The organism is Clostridium neonatale (assembly GCF_900465025.1).
In the GTDB taxonomy this organism is placed as follows: Bacteria; Bacillota; Clostridia; order Clostridiales; family Clostridiaceae; genus Clostridium; species Clostridium neonatale.
Genome location: NZ_UICR01000002.1, coordinates 465,531 through 482,764 on the forward strand (window position 1 = coordinate 465,531; position 17,234 = coordinate 482,764).

The 17,234-nt window shown below is 27.1% G+C and carries 22 protein-coding genes and 2 pseudogenes; 5 read left to right on the forward strand and 19 right to left on the reverse strand.

Features of this window, described 5'->3' with window-relative positions:
- Window positions 1-309: 309 nt before the first annotated feature.
- The 5 genes from CNEONATNEC86_RS13745 to CNEONATNEC86_RS21840 form a co-directional block, all read right to left on the reverse strand.
- Window positions 310-552 (reverse strand): AbrB/MazE/SpoVT family DNA-binding domain-containing protein, encoded by a 243-nt coding sequence (locus CNEONATNEC86_RS13745; RefSeq protein ID WP_159136229.1) that lies wholly within the window; start codon window positions 550-552, stop codon window positions 310-312.
- A 12-nt stretch (window positions 553-564) separates the two neighbouring features.
- Entirely contained in the window at window positions 565-1,191 is a 627-nt protein-coding gene (locus CNEONATNEC86_RS13750; RefSeq protein WP_125148935.1) for an ATP-binding protein, read from the reverse strand.
- An 85-nt stretch (window positions 1,192-1,276) separates the two neighbouring features.
- Window positions 1,277-2,134, reverse strand: coding sequence for a phage replisome organizer N-terminal domain-containing protein (locus CNEONATNEC86_RS13755; protein ID WP_253073999.1), 858 nt, complete (start codon window positions 2,132-2,134; stop codon window positions 1,277-1,279).
- Window positions 2,085-2,270: a phage replisome organizer N-terminal domain-containing protein gene (locus tag CNEONATNEC86_RS21620; RefSeq protein WP_243145361.1), complete on the reverse strand. Its 186-nt coding sequence runs from the start codon at window positions 2,268-2,270 to the stop codon at window positions 2,085-2,087. Before CNEONATNEC86_RS21620 ends, CNEONATNEC86_RS13755 begins: the two co-directional genes overlap by 50 nt.
- Window positions 2,263-2,385, reverse strand: coding sequence for a hypothetical protein (locus tag CNEONATNEC86_RS21840; RefSeq protein ID WP_276508228.1), 123 nt, complete (start codon window positions 2,383-2,385; stop codon window positions 2,263-2,265). Before CNEONATNEC86_RS21840 ends, CNEONATNEC86_RS21620 begins: the two co-directional genes overlap by 8 nt.
- 547 nt (window positions 2,386-2,932) lie before the next feature.
- On the opposite strand from CNEONATNEC86_RS21840, the gene CNEONATNEC86_RS13760 reads away from it, so the two are divergent.
- On the forward strand, window positions 2,933-3,268 hold the full coding sequence (locus CNEONATNEC86_RS13760; protein WP_125148567.1) for a helix-turn-helix domain-containing protein: 336 nt from the start codon (window positions 2,933-2,935) through the stop codon (window positions 3,266-3,268).
- 823 nt (window positions 3,269-4,091) lie between these two features.
- On the opposite strand, the gene cutA is transcribed toward CNEONATNEC86_RS13760, so the two are convergent.
- From cutA to CNEONATNEC86_RS13790, 7 genes and pseudogenes are all read right to left on the reverse strand, one after another.
- Window positions 4,092-4,427 carry a divalent cation tolerance protein CutA gene (gene cutA / locus CNEONATNEC86_RS13765; protein WP_370468818.1) on the reverse strand — a complete coding sequence of 112 codons (336 nt, stop codon included), beginning with the start codon at window positions 4,425-4,427 and terminating at the stop codon, window positions 4,092-4,094.
- Window positions 4,428-4,532: 105 nt separating this feature from the next.
- The gene (locus CNEONATNEC86_RS13770) at window positions 4,533-4,784 is read right to left on the reverse strand and encodes a DUF4318 domain-containing protein (RefSeq protein WP_159136230.1); all 252 of its coding nucleotides are present in this window, start codon (window positions 4,782-4,784) and stop codon (window positions 4,533-4,535) included.
- A gap of 278 nt (window positions 4,785-5,062) precedes the next feature.
- Window positions 5,063-5,362, reverse strand: coding sequence for an RNA 2'-phosphotransferase (locus tag CNEONATNEC86_RS13775; RefSeq protein ID WP_159136231.1), 300 nt, complete (start codon window positions 5,360-5,362; stop codon window positions 5,063-5,065).
- 241 nt (window positions 5,363-5,603) lie between these two features.
- Window positions 5,604-5,864 (reverse strand): hypothetical protein, encoded by a 261-nt coding sequence (locus tag CNEONATNEC86_RS13780; RefSeq protein ID WP_159136232.1) that lies wholly within the window; start codon window positions 5,862-5,864, stop codon window positions 5,604-5,606.
- A gap of 200 nt (window positions 5,865-6,064) precedes the next feature.
- The gene (locus tag CNEONATNEC86_RS13785; protein WP_159136584.1) at window positions 6,065-6,643 is read right to left on the reverse strand and encodes a DJ-1/PfpI family protein; all 579 of its coding nucleotides are present in this window, start codon (window positions 6,641-6,643) and stop codon (window positions 6,065-6,067) included.
- A gap of 33 nt (window positions 6,644-6,676) precedes the next feature.
- Window positions 6,677-7,099, reverse strand: a pseudogene (locus tag CNEONATNEC86_RS22040) (SF0329 family protein); the annotation flags it as partial.
- A gap of 24 nt (window positions 7,100-7,123) precedes the next feature.
- Window positions 7,124-7,642 (reverse strand): ClbS/DfsB family four-helix bundle protein, encoded by a 519-nt coding sequence (locus tag CNEONATNEC86_RS13790; RefSeq protein ID WP_159136233.1) that lies wholly within the window; start codon window positions 7,640-7,642, stop codon window positions 7,124-7,126.
- A 292-nt stretch (window positions 7,643-7,934) separates the two neighbouring features.
- On the opposite strand from CNEONATNEC86_RS13790, the gene CNEONATNEC86_RS13795 reads away from it, so the two are divergent.
- On the forward strand, window positions 7,935-8,165 hold the full coding sequence (locus CNEONATNEC86_RS13795) for a hypothetical protein (protein WP_125148571.1): 231 nt from the start codon (window positions 7,935-7,937) through the stop codon (window positions 8,163-8,165).
- 58 nt (window positions 8,166-8,223) lie between these two features.
- Here CNEONATNEC86_RS13795 and CNEONATNEC86_RS13800 read toward each other — a convergent pair whose 3' ends face one another.
- The 5 genes and pseudogenes from CNEONATNEC86_RS13800 to CNEONATNEC86_RS13820 all read right to left on the reverse strand — a co-directional run bounded on the left by CNEONATNEC86_RS13800 (window position 8,224) and on the right by CNEONATNEC86_RS13820 (window position 11,429).
- Window positions 8,224-8,748: a hypothetical protein gene (locus CNEONATNEC86_RS13800; RefSeq protein ID WP_159136234.1), complete on the reverse strand. Its 525-nt coding sequence runs from the start codon at window positions 8,746-8,748 to the stop codon at window positions 8,224-8,226.
- Window positions 8,749-8,852: 104 nt separating this feature from the next.
- A complete protein-coding gene (locus tag CNEONATNEC86_RS13805) occupies window positions 8,853-9,089 on the reverse strand; it encodes a hypothetical protein (protein ID WP_125148573.1) in 237 nt (78 codons plus the stop codon).
- A 27-nt stretch (window positions 9,090-9,116) separates the two neighbouring features.
- A complete protein-coding gene (locus CNEONATNEC86_RS13810) occupies window positions 9,117-9,692 on the reverse strand; it encodes a DUF3885 domain-containing protein (protein ID WP_159136235.1) in 576 nt (191 codons plus the stop codon).
- A 117-nt stretch (window positions 9,693-9,809) separates the two neighbouring features.
- Window positions 9,810-11,026, reverse strand: a pseudogene (locus CNEONATNEC86_RS13815) (IS701 family transposase).
- A gap of 259 nt (window positions 11,027-11,285) precedes the next feature.
- Window positions 11,286-11,429, reverse strand: coding sequence for a hypothetical protein (locus tag CNEONATNEC86_RS13820; protein ID WP_159136236.1), 144 nt, complete (start codon window positions 11,427-11,429; stop codon window positions 11,286-11,288).
- Between the two features lie 141 nt (window positions 11,430-11,570).
- On the opposite strand from CNEONATNEC86_RS13820, the gene CNEONATNEC86_RS13825 reads away from it, so the two are divergent.
- Entirely contained in the window at window positions 11,571-12,149 is a 579-nt protein-coding gene (locus CNEONATNEC86_RS13825) for a sigma-70 family RNA polymerase sigma factor (protein ID WP_159136237.1), read from the forward strand.
- Window positions 12,150-12,368: 219 nt separating this feature from the next.
- Here CNEONATNEC86_RS13825 and CNEONATNEC86_RS13830 read toward each other — a convergent pair whose 3' ends face one another.
- Both CNEONATNEC86_RS13830 and CNEONATNEC86_RS13835 read right to left on the reverse strand, forming a co-directional pair.
- Entirely contained in the window at window positions 12,369-13,592 is a 1,224-nt protein-coding gene (locus tag CNEONATNEC86_RS13830) for an L-lactate MFS transporter (RefSeq protein WP_159136238.1), read from the reverse strand.
- A 24-nt stretch (window positions 13,593-13,616) separates the two neighbouring features.
- Window positions 13,617-14,393 (reverse strand): SDR family NAD(P)-dependent oxidoreductase, encoded by a 777-nt coding sequence (locus tag CNEONATNEC86_RS13835; RefSeq protein ID WP_159136239.1) that lies wholly within the window; start codon window positions 14,391-14,393, stop codon window positions 13,617-13,619.
- 699 nt (window positions 14,394-15,092) lie between these two features.
- Between CNEONATNEC86_RS13835 and CNEONATNEC86_RS13840 the strand changes: the two genes are divergently transcribed.
- On the forward strand, window positions 15,093-15,902 hold the full coding sequence (locus CNEONATNEC86_RS13840) for a helix-turn-helix domain-containing protein (RefSeq protein ID WP_159136240.1): 810 nt from the start codon (window positions 15,093-15,095) through the stop codon (window positions 15,900-15,902).
- A gap of 227 nt (window positions 15,903-16,129) precedes the next feature.
- Window positions 16,130-17,095, forward strand: a complete 966-nt coding sequence (locus CNEONATNEC86_RS13845; RefSeq protein WP_159136241.1) for a D-2-hydroxyacid dehydrogenase — start codon at window positions 16,130-16,132, stop codon at window positions 17,093-17,095.
- Window positions 17,096-17,234: the final 139 nt, after the last annotated feature.

Genomic DNA, 17,234 nt, shown 5'->3' on the forward strand with positions numbered 1-17,234 from the left:
AATCATAATAATTATTAATACATACATGTTACTTGCACATAATTATTATATTGTTTTTGTTACACATTTCAAGTTAATTTGTCGTTTTTTGCATTTTTTTTTGGATTTATATAGTATTACTATATAACTTTTCATATTCTTAATTTTTAAATTATTTATTTTGGGCATAAATTTAACTTCAAATAATTTCCATGCACCTCTTTTTTAATCTTAATCATAGAATATTATATTTATAACAAAAATGGACTCATTTCTGAGTCCACCAATATTAATCTTCTATATTAAACTATTTAATATCAATTACTTGTTTCAACTTTTCCCAAGCTTCCTCCTAAACTTCAAACAAACACCTTCCCCTTCAAACTTAACAACCTCCTTCTCATTTCCACAAAATATGCATCCTTCTTTATATTTTCTCAAAATAACTGTATTATTAATTTTAATAATTTCTATAGGATCATCCTTTCCAAAGCAAAGTAAATCTCTAATCTCCTTTGGTATTACAATTCTGCCTAATGGATCTAAATATCTTACAATTCCTGAATTACCCATAAATACCCTCCATTACTTCGATCTATAATTATTTCTAATATCATTTTTTATTTCTACAACATAATCCTTACTCATTTCATATATACGAGATCCTATTCCTTCATCAAATTCCAGCATTTTTTCAATTGTAAATTCACTGCTCACAATAATAGGAAGAAAGTTTAGATATCTATAATTTATTATCTCAAACATTATATTTACATCACTTTCATTAAGTCTCCCTTTAAACAAATCATCAATAAGAAGTACCTCACAAACCTGATATTTTAATATCATAGATGCATACTTTTTCTCATCAATTACATTTTGCTTTATTTTAGTAATAACATCTCTATAAAGCATATAAACTGTTCTTATCTTTGCATTTAATAGATTTAATGCAAGTGCAATGCTTAAATGTGATTTTCCACTACCAACCTGTCCACATAATAAAATGCTATTTCTTCTGCTATTTCTGATTTGTTCAAAGTCATTAAAATATGTACTAGCTGTATCTTTAACTAACTTTGAAGTTTCATTCCAGACTTCAAAGTTAGAAAACTTATACCCAACCATCTCTGGGTTTATTCCACATAACTTCCATTCCCTCTTGTTCTTTTGAACTTTCTGACAGTCACAAGTTATTGCAACTGGCTGCATTTTTTCCTGTGGTATAAGAATCCATCCAGTATCCTTACACTTACAACATTTATATGAGAATAGTTTCTGTCTTTTTTCGTTCTTCTTATGTAAGGACTCTTGGTTTCTTAGGCTTAAATCCTGCAAATTCATTCTTATTCTGTCCATTACCTTTTCTATTGAACTTTCCTCCACTCTTATGACCTCCTTCTTTTAGGTTTAAGTTTGGATACCCTTCCCTTCTCCAATTTTTAAGTATTCCATTTATATAATTAAAATCATACTTCGCCACTTCTATAGATTTATCAATAGCATTTTTTACATTATCTACACCATGCATACATATAGCAAGGCGAAGTTTTCCATAATCAAGTGTTCCTATTTTTCCTGTTATGCCCTCATAATACTTAGTAAGCTTTATGCAATTTTCACTTAATTCATCATTTAACTTTTTATCGCTAATCTTATCACCATCACTCTTTTTCTTATTCTTGTTCTGTGTCTTATTCTTTATCTTATCTGTTACAGTAACATTACTTGCTGGTACTGTAACATTACATGTTGTTACATCATCATTACTTAAAATGTTATCTTTTAAAATTTCAATGTCACCTTTAATATTATCTTCTTCTACATATTCCTCTTTATGCTCATTTATAGTCTCTACTTCATCATTTTGATTCTTTAGATTTTTCTTTTTCTCTTCTTCAAGCTTCTTTTTAGCTCTATGTTTTGCTACTCTTCTATTGGTTTCTATTCTCTGCTTTTCAAGTGCATCAACATTCTGATACTTTGTCCAATTCTTTACCACATAAAATTTATCTTCAGTTAATTCAATCATTTGAAGCTTTATTAATACCTTCATAGAAAGTTTAACCTTTTCATAAGGCTTATTAAATTCTATAGCAAGGGTTTTAAGTGTATATGGAATATCTTTCATTAATATATAGATAACCACCATCATTTACTATTCCTGCTAAGCATAAAATTCTAAACCATATGCCTTCTATAAAATCCCCTTCGTCATGATCTGCAATTATCTTCATCTTAGGATCATTAAACATATTGGTTCTAAGCTTAAACCCTCTTTCTTCAACCATAATTTTTCCTCTCCCAATCATGGAATTTTTTAAAATGCATTAGTCCATCAAAGTTTGGAATTATATTCATTCTGCTACATATAAGAACATAATGTCTAAATATATAAAAGTTCAATCTCAATACCTCCTTTAAACATAATCAATCCGCTTTAAATTAGTTACTTCTATTGCATCTGCTTACTTCCAAACTTTCTTTTTGTTTACGAAAACTTTCTTTTCGATTTCGAAATTTTTCTTTGCGAATATAATTTATAGATTTATTTTGTATGTCATATTTAAAATCATTATGGACTTTATTAAACTCTATCTCGCTTTTCTTCAATAATGATTCCTCTCTCATACTTTCTATTTTATTTACTATTCCCTTTTATTAAATTGTAAATTAATACCATTTGTTTGTAAAGCGTTTTTATATTAATTTCATTTAAGAAAAGTTACCTCAGACTATTATTTCTATGAGTAAGATACGTGTATAACCTATATATAATTTAGATTTCTACTTCTACGCATTATGTGGGTGTTGTAAATATCATTTCCATCTTTTTCTATTTTCAATTTACATTTTCGTACATGTATCTTATAGTTATACATAGGAGGAATAAATATGTTTAATAAACGATTGGAAGAGTATAGAATTAAACTTCATTTAAACAAAGAAAGAAATGGCTGATAGTCTAGATATCAGTGAAAGTTATTATAGTTTAATAGAAAATGGTAAAAGGAATCCTTCAAAAACTGTTATAGAAAAACTTGTAGTTATCAGTGAACTTCCTGAAGAATATTGGATATATGGAATAGATAAAGACAATTATATAGATGTAAGAGATGATTTTAAATTTTTAAAAAAGGCTTTAGATACTGTTGCTGAGTGGACTTCGGTTACAGAATCCAGCCAAATTTTTGATGATTATAATAATCCAAAAGACCCTATTGGAAAATTATTAATTTCTGCTTTTAGAGCTGATTTTGATCATATTTTAGCAAAAAGGAATAAATAAAATATTTATTTTTTAGATAATGTGGATATCATACTATTTTAAAGGAAACTCCTATTCACATTCGTTCATAGGAGATATATACCACTAAGCTCATTCTTCGCTAAGTGGTATATACCTGTTAATTATATTATATAGTTCCCCTTAAGCCCCAATAAATAAGCAAATTCGTAAGAATTTATATTCCTAAAAATAATAGTACATTAGTTATTTAGTTCTTTTAATTTTTAATATATTTGAATATCTAAACTTAAATTTACAAATATATTTCTTTTAATAATCGTAAAATCTCCTGTTTATAAATATACTGCTCCATGAAATTTTATTGCTTTTCTGATTTCATAATCCCTTAATCCTGTATAAGAATTCCGTAGTATTTTAAATATAAAAAATACTGCAAATTCATTTATTGAATAGTGCAGTATCTTTAAATATTTCTTAAATTAATACTTGTATCAATTATGTATAGAAATTAAGAATTCTTTTGGATATAAATCTTAATAACCTTAATTAATAAGACCAAAGCATAAATTCCTAAGCCCCACAATATTAATGCTGGAATTCAAAAAATAATCAATGGAATTAATGCTACTATTACCTTCATCATATCCTCCTTAAAAATAATTACTTTAATTCCAATTATATCACATTATACCAATGCTGAATTATTCAATTTTTCAAAACACCTTTATTACTTGCTACATAAAATCTAAGAATTTCGCAGTAAAAAAATTGCATATTCAATCATCTGAATGATACGATTTTACAATTTGTTATTTAATTCTATTGGTTTATAATTTAAGAAAACTGCAAATTATTTAACTTTCTATTCAAATAATTCATTTACAATTGGAACAATATTTATTAATGGTTCTTCATAAGGATGAATTTCTCTGATAATCTTAATTGCATTCTTAGCATATTCTCTTTTACATCTTATCTCCATCTTACATTCAGTACCTTCACATATCTTCCCCACTTCACCATTGAAGGGATTTGAACCTTCTAAAGGTCTCCAATAACCTCTAACATTTGTTATTGAAATAACATTATCATAATCTCCAATCTTACATACATTAACTTTATTAAGTTCATCACGTAATTTTATTATATATTCTTCTGGAACATATATTTCGATTTTTACTTCTTTAAATTCCATCATATATCACTCCTTCCCATTCATTTACAATTGTGCATATAAAAATACCACATATTCAATTTTGAATAGTATGGTATTTTTATTAATATATTTTAAATTTTATTGATGTTAAATTGGTCTACACTTAATTCCATAACCACCTCTACCACCATTAAAACGTAGTATCTCATAAAGTTTGCCATCTAATTTCACTTGCATATTGTCATCTTCATTATTTTCTAGGAATTCATAATCAATCTTTTCTTTTACACAATAATTAGCAATAGCATCCTTTGTAATACTAACTGTTGGATAAACAGTGTAGTCTTCATATGTAATATCAACACTTAATTTTAGCATATTCTTTAAAATATTTCCCATAAACTCCCTCCAATTAATTTATTGAATCTACTCTTTTTAGATTCTTACTCAATTATACAATAAAAATAAAACATATGAAATTGTATTATTATTGTTATTTTATTGTATAATTTTAAATACCGTACTATTCAATTTTCAAAGCTCAAATTTTCTTAATTAGTTTGCAATATCTACATTTTATGCATAAAAAATACCACACTACTCATTTATTATTTAGAATAAAGTGATATGGAAATCAATCCGTTCTTGTCAATAGAATCAACATATTTCTCACCTGTTCAATCCCATAAATATTCAGGAGGAGCAATCTTTTCAAGTTCAAGTTCAACATATACAGGTATTGAATGACCTTGATTTGCACGTATTAATGTTTTATCATCATTAAACAAATATCGCTGTTTATTATCCGTCTTTACAATCTCCTCTAAAATATCCATATTAAACTCATAGTTTTTTGCAATACCGTTAATAAGCTCTTCCACATTTGCCGAACCATGTTCATCTAAAGCAATTCCCACCACTTCTGGATTATGCCGCAAAATTAAACTTATATATCTACTTAATTCTGTTAATAGCATATTATTTTTTCTCCTTTATAATTCTGCTTAGTATAACTAATTATTTATAAACAATCTATATAAATTGTACCAAATTATTCAATTTTTAAAGACCACTTTTTATAATAACTAAGTCAAATCTGCATATGACTAATAAAAAAAATCGAAAATTCAATTATTTTTAATAATGCAATTTTATAATATACTATTTATTTTTATTAATTTATAATTTCAGAAAAATATGCAACAAAACATTGTGACTCTAAAACACAAGCTTAATAATATAAGTGATTATAATAAATAAGCCTACAATTATGGAAAATATTCCTACATGCTTATTTCTCTTACAAGTTTCTTTTGAATCCATACCTTGTGATAATTTAACTTCCCTTAAACCACTAAATAATTGAGAAAATCCCAAAAATATAAGTGCAATATCAATATTTACAAAAAATACAGAAATAATTGTAAGTATGCTGAATATAACACTTGCTACATGATATATTTTATTGTCAATTTTCAATTTCAATCCTCCCTACCTTATTATCTCCAAACAATCTCTTCACAATTGTTTACTATTATAAATCAATTATAACTTATATTTTAAATATCATATTGTTCAATTTTCAAAGAACAAGTTTTTATTAATCATTACGTCAATACCTCTTATATTTTTTCATATAATATACATGATTTTAAAAGTCAGATTATGCTAATATCCTATTAAAATCCCATAGCGACTTTAACAATTTCCATTTCTCCCTTAGATGTAAGCATTTCTAAAAGTTTAAACGCTACACCTGAAGCTGTTTCTGGACAATATGAAGTAATAATATTTCTATCAACTACAATTGGTTCATTTACAACATTAACATCAAATTCTTTTAACTGTTTTTGCCTATATGCATCTCTTAAATGATATGTAGTAGCTTTACGATTCTTTAATACTCCACTTTTACCTACAGGTAAAGCAGCTTCACAAATAGTAGAAATAATTTTTCCTTTTAAATCAAATTCTCTTATCAAATTCAAAAAACGCTCATCATAAGTTTCTTCATAAAAACCAAATTCTTCAAAGCCACCAGGAATAGCAAGTGCATCATAATCATCAACATTGATTTCATCAATTGTTTTATCTACTATTACAGGAATATTAAATGTACTTATAACTTGTTTCTGAAATCCACAAGTTACTACTGAGACATCATGATTATAATCATTTCTAGCCCAGCCCATAACATCTACAAATACACTAAATTCCATTGTTTCAAATCCTTTAGCTAAAAAAAGTAGTATTTTCATTTTACAACCTCCATATTCATTAATAAGGATTCTTTTTCCAATCCGCCTATCTAACATAGCAAACATTCTTTCCAACGGATTCTTGGAAGTTATGCTATCTTTAATACTCTGATTTCGATAGTTTTCAAGTGCTTCACAGAACTCATTATCAGTGTATTCAGTTCTATATTCTATAGGTACAGTATCCATAAGGAACCAAAATTCATCCCAATATTCTCTGATACCAACAGGATTTGAGTTTTTCTTGTATCCATTTTTAATATAATATGTATTAACGGTTTCCCAAGAAAATTGCTTTACCAACTTATCGTCGATATAAATTTCAAAAATATGGCATCCATCCATACCAACATATGAAGTGCAGATATATCTGACTCGTCCACACAAACATTCTGCAAGCATTTCTTGTTCAAGATATTTACGCATACCACTCCAAGAACCTAATATTTTCCCCATTCAATCCCCCCTAAAAATCAAAATTTATAATGATACTTTCTTCCACTTTCTTATCTTAGTCCTAAAAGTCCCAAACGGTGCAACTGTATTTACATGAATAAATTTATATACTTCACATACTGCTGTTTTGGTAGCCTCATCAGCCCACTTCCTTTTATGAGGTTTAAATAATTCCTCTTCAGTCATACCATCTATCATTTTATAAATATCCTCAATATTTTTGTCGAGCATATTTTTTAATTCTCTTAAAGATAAGTGAGCATATGTATCTGTAAACCATTGATACAATTCACCTAACTGGTTCCATTTAAACTTTTCAGTTGGCATTTTGACTTCTATTTCTGCTCTCTCATCACTTTCCCACTTTAAAACTGAAGTTGTCCACCCCATTTGATAGGCAAGGTTTTCAGCAGGAGTTCTGTCTACTTCTTCACATCTTTTATCCTTAAAATCTTCAGGAATGCTATCAAATTCTAAAATATATTTTTCATACGTTTTCTTAATCTTACTTTTTAATTCTTCTTTATTTTCATATACTCTCACTTAATATCTCCTTTTCAAATTACAATTTGTAATAAATCAAAACTTACAATCCACCTTTTGGGTTAATTATATTTTTTATAAATATTGCACTATTTAGTTTTCAAAGAATATTTTTATTACTTTCTACGTCAAATCCACATATAGAGAGCTAATTGAAAGAATTTGTTCTTTGAAAATTGAATAATATGGTAGTTTTCTATAGACATATTAATTATAAAAAAGTTTATATTAAAAAACATAAAAAAACACTTTTATCAAATACTAATATTAAAAATAAAAAAGGTGAATTCATATGATTAAAAAATTATATTTTCTAATAGTATTTATGTTTTTTATAACATTGACTAATAGCGTTATAGCTAGCACAATTTCTAGTAATACTAATATTCCTACTATTTCAAATACTTATACAGAGGGGCTTTACAGGTTTGATAATTCCTCTAACATTGACATGGTAGTAATGCTTAATAATGATGTTCCCACTAAACTTATTATTTTTGATGATGAATTTAAAACTATCTAATAGTCTACATATTGGAATTTTTAGAGCTAGCTATCTTTAGAAAAATCTCCTGAATTAATTATAACTGTACACCTACAATACGCTCATATGAAATTAAGCTTGCCTTAACATCATAAAACCTTATTTCTCCGCTATCTTTTGGAATTATTACTGTAAAAGGTTTATTAGGTTCAATCGGTATATGCTCTACTTCTTGTAAACAATTATCTATTTCTATTTTTGATACATTCATCTTATTAAGAGATAAAAATATACTCCCTTGATCATTACTATTGAATTGTACAATATCATCTGAAATTTTTGACACACTACCACCTGAATAAAAAAAATATCCAAATGAAAATCCACTTCTATTCTGATATATAGAGAATGTATACTCACTTAAATCTTTGGAGTAAAAAAGAAAAGCACCAAAATCATCATTAATATATTTTGCTGTTAACCAATCTTCTTGCATTTTTTGTGATTTGCGTGCATCTTTTTCCATATTATATTTTGATACGCCTATGTTACCTTGACTCATTAGAGTTATAAAAATTAAAATCAGTATACTCATAATCATAATATATTTTTTTGTTTTCATACAGTATCCCCCTCTTATAAATTCACATAATAAATGAAGCTGTTCTTCACTCTAAATAATTAACTGTTCCAACAAATTACATAATTTATCTTTTATCATAAAAACTATTTCCATTCAGCCTCATAAAACAAATTAAACTTAACAACTGAATGATGTTCTTGTCCGCTTATACTGTAATAAACATTGTATAGATCCTCTCTAACACTTAGCCTTTCTATGGTTCCTACTTCTCCCCCAATACTACAAATATGTGCTGTTATCTTTTTATTGCAAACTATTGGCCTCCAACATATTTCATATATAAGTAGTACTACAATTATTATAATCCCTATAATCTCCATCTTTATTTCTCCTTAAATTTTAAGTTTTTATTGTTCTTCATAATAATTTAAAAATCTACTTTTATATTGATTCATATTATCAACATTATCAAAAACAATATCTATATATTCATCTAAGCAGTATCTGAACACTATTTTTTCATTTAATTTAACAATATAATAATCTGCTAATCCTTTATAATTTTTTCCTAAATCCTGTTCTGTCAAGTGCCTGATAAGTTTGTTATAATTTAAATCATTTACTTTACACTTTAGACAATAATGCTTTATTTCTATAACTTCATTTTCAATTTCCATATTTTCACTAATTAAATTTAAAGTTTTTAATACATTTTTATTCCTTATATAACTTTTAATTTTTACAAAGTCATATACAAAATCATCGCTGTAGGTATTAGCAATAAACATAATTTCATCTTTATCTTCAAATATTTCTTTAAAAATTTCAATACACCGTTTATTTACTGTATCTATATATATTGGATCACTTGTTTTCTCATAATCAATATCCTTTGATAAATTTAAACAAAGTGTATATTTGTTATTTTTCCATATGACGGGATATATCTTAAAATCATTTAAAATATCTGATATTGTATTCACCTATATATTCCTACCCTTGATATTCATCACTTTTTTTCTTTTATTTACATTCTATCATCTTTTAATTTTTTTACCATAAAAATTCTTTACTAGACTTGTGCAGTAAATAGGAAAAATTTAAGCTACTAGTCCTAATTTGGCAATAGTAGCCTGTAAATCAATCCCGTTATCTGCACATTCATGTGCAAAAGAAACTATTTTTACCAAATAGTTGTTTCGGAAGTGCAATATTACATCTCCAATATTTTTAAATTTATATAATTTCCACATTTGACTCTGAAAATCTTAAGAAAAGTATACGTTAAAAATATCATGCTCCAATATCTATGTATTGATTTTAAAGATTGAATTTGAAATTCATCAAAACCAAGAGCTGTTTTATGATATCTATAACTTACTTCAATATCCCAACGCTTTTCGTAATATGAAATTATGGTTTTATTATCGAGTGAAACATCCGTACTTATAATGAATGCTGGATTATCAGATAAATCGTTTTTAGTCCAGCTTATAAGTACAACTACATTCTCAATATCATTAAGTTTTCCTTCATATCTATAAACATAGTACTTGTTATTACTAGCGGTAACTAAGCTAGTCTCATTAGTCCTAATGTATGAAGAAAACTTTTTGACATTTGTTTTAATGCCAGCCGGATATATTACTCTGTTAGATTTTATTCTCCCTATAGTGTGACAACCATTTATTAAACCGTGAAGCAAAATTTTTGCTGAAGTATACCATGAATCAACTAGTAAATAATTGTTTTTAGTTACAGGAGTGAATTCATTAATCAGTTCCATCGCAAGTTCATTTTTATCTAGAAATTTTTTAGATAGTTTTTTACTCGATTCCTTTCGGTGATATTGTCTAAAATCTAAAGGTATAGAATAATCATTAATCTTATAATGCGATGTAACTAAGCAGTGTGACCATTTAGGTTTATTGCCATCAGCATGTGAATTGTGAAAATCTAAGCCTTCAATTTTTTTAGTTGAAGTATTTTTCTTAGTTAAGGTATCATCAATGATTAGGAATCCAACATCACTATCTTCACAAGTGTTGGAAATTTCAGATATTGCATGAAATATGCGTTCTTGCGTAACATATTCATGATTCCATGAATATGAACTTAGGAACCTTGAACCAGTACTTCGATCTCTATTGCATGTAATTTTATTATGAACAGATGAAATAGTTTTGCTTCCTTCTGTTACAATAATTCCAGATACTATATTTACCATATGATTCTTTATCGCAGAAGAATATGGCAGATTTAACTCTGAAATATAGTTGATAATTGTTTCATTTTGGTTTAATATTGTTGTCAGCATATAAATCTCCTTAGATTTGGTTTCGCAACAATAAATCTAGCATGTTTGAGGTTTATATGCTACTTTTTTATTTAAAATTATACTGGTAAAATATCAATAAAAATCCGATGGTAAATTTTCTTAAATTAATGCACAAGTCAAGCTCTTTATTTAAACATTTTATATTTAGACACAAAATTGACATATTACACATATATAATATAAACATAAAGTGATTTAAAAGTTTTTCATTATTATCCCTTATTAAATAAATATAGAATTAATATAAAGAGTAGCTTTCCCCAAAGCTGCTCTTTATATTTTCTAAATTGAATTTTATAGTTCTAATTCTTTCATTGGAATTTTTAGCTGAAATATTTACGCAATCAAGCATATCATATATTGAATTTCGGTTTTTATCCACTAAACTCAGTACCTCCATTGTATCTTATGTAATTATTTGTAAAACAAGAGCAAAAACCTTAAAACACTTTTTTAAACCATATATACTGTATATATCTATTACTCACTTTGCTATAAATATGTCTGTTTTAAGGAGACCTTTATGGATTATGTATACATTGAAAATCTAGCTGTAAGATCTAAAGCTGGTGATAAATATTCAAAGGAACTTCTTTTCCTTGAATTTCGCCCTTTTATAATAAGCATTTCTAAAAAAACTTTTATACATGGATATGATATTGAAGATATTCAAAGTGAATGTTACAGTATTCTTTTTAAATGTGTCGTTTTATATGAAGCTTCATATCATAGATTTGTTGCCTATGCTGTAAATGGTATAAAGAATAGTATCAATGCACTAATTGAAAAAAGTAAAAACAGAAGTTCTGCTGAAGGTAATGAAGCTCTTACTTTATGTAGTAATCTAGAATATGTTTTAAGTTCTAACACTCAAACCATAGATGAAACTCTTTGTGAAAAAGCTGATTATGAAAATCTGTTTTTAGCTATTAATAAATTAAATTCCAAAGAAAAAGCCCTTATTACTGCTGTTTATTTTAGAAGAAAAACTCTAACAGAGTATTCAAAACGTACTAATATCCCTTACTATGATATTATTACCATTAAAAATTCTGCTTTAAAAAAGCTTCTTATTTATCTAAATAATTCTAATCGCATATAAATATATAAGCCTACATATGCTTACATTTTATTATTTACTACACTACTAAAACAATATGTACCTAGATCAATATTGGGGACACATTTCTCTTATTTCAATTATAATTTATTTTCAAAATGTGTCCATAAAACTATACTAGCCCCAATTAGTACCTGGCTATATTTTTCTACTCTTTTTTATAATAATTTAATCCTTGTTAAATTTGAAACGTTTTTTTATTTAATCATAACTATTCATCTTTACTACCATCTTTTTAGCAACAATTACAAGAAGTATAGCTAAGGCAGATAATATAGCAGATCCGATATATCCTATAACATACGATCCACTTGCATCATAAAAGCTAGCAGAGATTTTTGGTCCAACAAAGGCACCAATTCCATATCCAATGAAAATAAGTCCATAATTGCGATTATAGTATTTTGAACCAAAAATGATTTTTACCATAGGTGCAAATACAACTAATAATCCTCCAAATGAAAAACCTACTAAAGCAATACAAATAATAAAGTAAACATAGGAATGAGCAATTGTTAACATTAACATAGACAGACCATTAATTAATAAAACAAGAATCAATGAATTCCATCCTTTCAACTTATCATAAATAAATCCAAAGGAAATTCGTCCAAACATATTAAATAAAGTCATTAAACTTACACATAAAGCAGCCGTCATTGCAGATAAACCAATTTGATTTTGAGCAATTGGTGAAGTCGCACTTACCATCATTGTCCCTGCGGCATTAGCAAAGATAAACATAAATAGCATTACCCAGAATACTGGTTTTTTAACCATTTGAGGAATATTATAATCCTTAGCTCTTAATTCCTGACTTTGACTCTTTGAAGGAACCCATCCTTCTGGAACCCAACCATCAGGGCAAGGAATAATCATCCATGCAACTAATCCAATACCAATTAAAAAGACAACTCCTAAAATCTTGCATGCAGTCTGAGGACCAAAATTATCAATTAACATTTGAGCAATTGGTGACATTATAAATGGTCCACATGCTGCACCTGCTTGCACTAACCCTGAAATAGAGCCACTTTTGTCCGGAAACCATTTCAATGCTGTTGGTAAACATGCTGGGTAGATCATACCAGCACCAGCACCAGCAATCACCCCATATACAATGTATAAAAACGGAATTGTATTTGCATACCCAGTTAAAATCCATCCCCCTGAAAATAAAGCTAATCCTATATATATAGCAACTCTAGGTTGAAGTTTTTCTGCCAAGATTCCACCTAGAAAACCTACAGCACAATATATAAACATATATATTGTATAAGCCATTGAAAAATCAGAACTGCTCCAATTAAATCGATTACACAACGGTAATGAAAATAAACTAAAGAAAGCAGTTGCTGAAGTAAATAAACTTTGAATCCAAACGCCTGCAAAAACACGCCATCTGGTTGATTTATAAACATTCATTTTTTATTTCCCTTTATCTTATAATTATTGTAATGTTCCTAAATCTAATGCTACTTCGCGACCATTGAATTTTCCAGCTTCAGGACTTGTTCCAAGCCAATATACCATATTAGAAATATCTTCTACTTCTAAGAATGGAACACCTGCATACATTTCTTCTACAGATTTAAAATCTTTTCCTGTTAATTCATTAATGAAATGAACATAGTCCATAGTTTCACACATTGGAGTTTTTACTTTTGTTGGGCATAAAGCATTGACAATAATTCCTTTAGGACCTACTTCTTTAGCTAAAGTTTTTGTTAATCCCAAAATTCCCCATTTTGACATACAGTATGTTGCAAGTTTAGGTGTACCATATAATCCAGAAGTTGAAGATATATTAATGATTCTTCCGAAACCTTGTTTTAACATATATTTTGCAGCATACTTATTTGTTCTCCATGTTCCAATTAAATTAATATTCATTACTTTCTCAACTTGTCCATCAGTCAATTCCCAAGTATATCCAAAATTGATAATACCAGCATTTGCAATGACAACATCAAAACGACCAAATTTATTCCATGCTTGCTCAAAAAGATTTTCCATATCTTCACTAGAAGTGATATCACATTTCACTCCTAAAACATCAACATTGAATTGTTCACATCCTTTGATTGTTTCTTGGAATACATCGTTTTGAGGATCAAGCATATCAGCTAAAACAACATTATAACCATTCTTAGCATATTTATAAGCATGAGCTCTTCCTTGACCCATTGCGCCTCCAGTTATTAAAACCACTTTTTTTTCATCCATATTTATTTTCTCTCCTTTATTTGATATTTTTTTGACAATCTTATTGTAAACTATCAAACAGCTTGAAAGTCAATGAGATACTCATCATTTATTTTTTATATCTGTATATTTTTAACTAAAGTATGTAACTTATGTTATAATAATTGAAATATAAAACTATAATTTAAGATGGTAATAAAATGACATAATTATTGTGTTTTATTACATTTATACAAAGAAGTGAAGTAGATTATAGAAAAAGAAAATGATGAAAATTTAACTATTTATCAAGCGTATAATTTTACTATACAATACAAAACTGATTCTTATTACAAACTGGACAAACATAGTAAAATAAAATTTATAATTGTTTATAGTATATTAGTTTTATCTTTAGCAATTAGTGCAATATAGCTTTATACTGCATTTGATTATAAAGCTATATTAAAAAGCATTGCCATATTTAAACAATTATAAGTTAAATTAAAAATATAGATGGACAATCATATCTATATTTTTCATTCAATTCCAACATTATATTAAAGCATAGCCTTAACTTAAAATATGATAAAATATATAAGTTCTGACAATAAATCTACGTAATAAATTTAAGAAATCTTGAAGACATTTCAACCTTCATTGTCAATTGTACAATGTACATTGTTAATTAGAACATATATACTAAAAAACTTTAAAACAATTTGAAAGATGGGGTTTATTATGTATCAAACATATACAATTGGAGAACTAGCAAAAATGCTTGGAATCACTGCTGAAACGATTCGTTATTATGAAAGAAAAGGAATTATTCAGCCTATACATGATGAAAATACAGGATATCGTTATTATACAACATGGGATTTACATATGATGATAAGAGCACGTTGTTATCTTGGATTTGGTTTTACAATCGAACAAACTGTAAAAATGTTACAAAAGAGTAATCTTGATGATATTAATGATGTTTTATTTGAACAAGAATTATTGATTGAAAAACAGATTGTTTATTATATGAATTTATTAAAGCAAATACGAATTAATCGTTCACTCATAGAAGATTTTCAGAATCAATCAGTACAATTATCAATAAAAAAGAATCCAGCTATGTTTCGTATCAATACACAAACAAATTATCATCTGATCTTATCTAAACAACAGCAAATTGAAATCAAAAGCATGAGTGAAAAAATTCCCTTTGTTTTTTCTACAGCATTATTTAAAAAAAATAATATTTTAAATAACAATACTGAATTTGACTTTGGAATAGGTATAGAAGAGCAATTTGCAAGACTGCTAAATATACAAGAAACAGGATATATTCATTATTATCCATCACAATTATGTCTTTATATGTGTGTTCCATCACGCTCAAGTCAGTTTTTAACGTCTCAAATTATGCAACCTGCTTTTGATTATATGAAGGAAAATAATCTAGAGTTGAATGGTGATATCATTACACAAATTATAGCTATGTATAAACCTGGAGATGAGTATTTTAATTGGCATAATGTATGGATTCCCATCAAATAAAGTCAAGTAAATAAATGAAAGTGTCTTTAATTATTTTATAAATACTCCATCCATATCAGCATATAATATATCTACTGATTCCCTACGTATTAGCTAAATCATTCTCATATTGGACACATACTTTCTTAACTAAATATATATACTTGTTTTAATATATTTACTACATTACTAAAGCAATATGGTATTATATATATTAGTAAATTAAATCTATTAAGGAGTGATTTTATATGAATATAGATAATGTACTTGTTCTATTACCTTTAGATGATGCTCAAAAAAATAAACTTGAAAATAAATTTGATAAAATAAATTTTATTTTCAAAAATTCCAATGATATCACTAGTAATTTAGTGCAAGATATAGATGTAATAATAGGTAATCCACCTCCGCATCTTCTAAAAGATGCACATAAATTAAAATGGCTTCAACTAAATAGTGCTGGTACAGATAGTTATATAAAAGATGGGGTATTAAGTGAAAATGTAATTTTAACTAATGCAACTGGTGCATATGGACTTGCTATCTCTGAGCATATGATAGCAGTTCTTTTAACCATATTTAAAAAGTTAAATATATATATAGATAATCAAAAAAATCATATATGGCGTGATGAAGGAATGGTTAGATCAATCTATAGCTCTAAGGTTTTAATAATAGGCCTTGGGAACATTGGAGAAGAATTTGCTAAAAGAGTAAAAGCATTTGGGGCTCATACAATAGGCGTAAGAAGATCAAATTTAAATAAGCCTGATTTTATTGATGAATTATATTTGATGGATAAAATTGATGAGCTATTACCTGAAGCTGATGTTGTAGCACTTAGTCTTCCAAATACAAATGAAACATATAAAATGTTTTCAAAAGAAAAACTTGATTTAATGAAAAAAAATTCTGTACTTTTAAATGTAGGAAGAGGTAATGTTTTAGACACTGAAGCCTTATGCGATGCAGTAAAATGCGGTCATCTTTTGGGTGCCGGATTAGATGTAACAGATCCTGAACCACTTCCTAAAAATCATAGAATATGGGATATAGATAATATAATAATTACGCCTCATATTTCTGGTGGATATCATATAAAAGAGACACTAGAAACCATTTTAGAAATAAGTATACATAATCTGAACAATTTATTAAATGATGAAAAATTAATGAATATTGTAGATTTTTCAACTGGATATGCAAAAAAATAATTTGCTAGAATCATATAACATAAACTAAATATATTAACATTAAAAAAGTAGCTGCGCCATGCTCATTCAAAGAAAGATTTTTTAAATTCTAGAAATTAAACCATAGGGAAATACGTTCTCTATGGCTTTTATATTTATA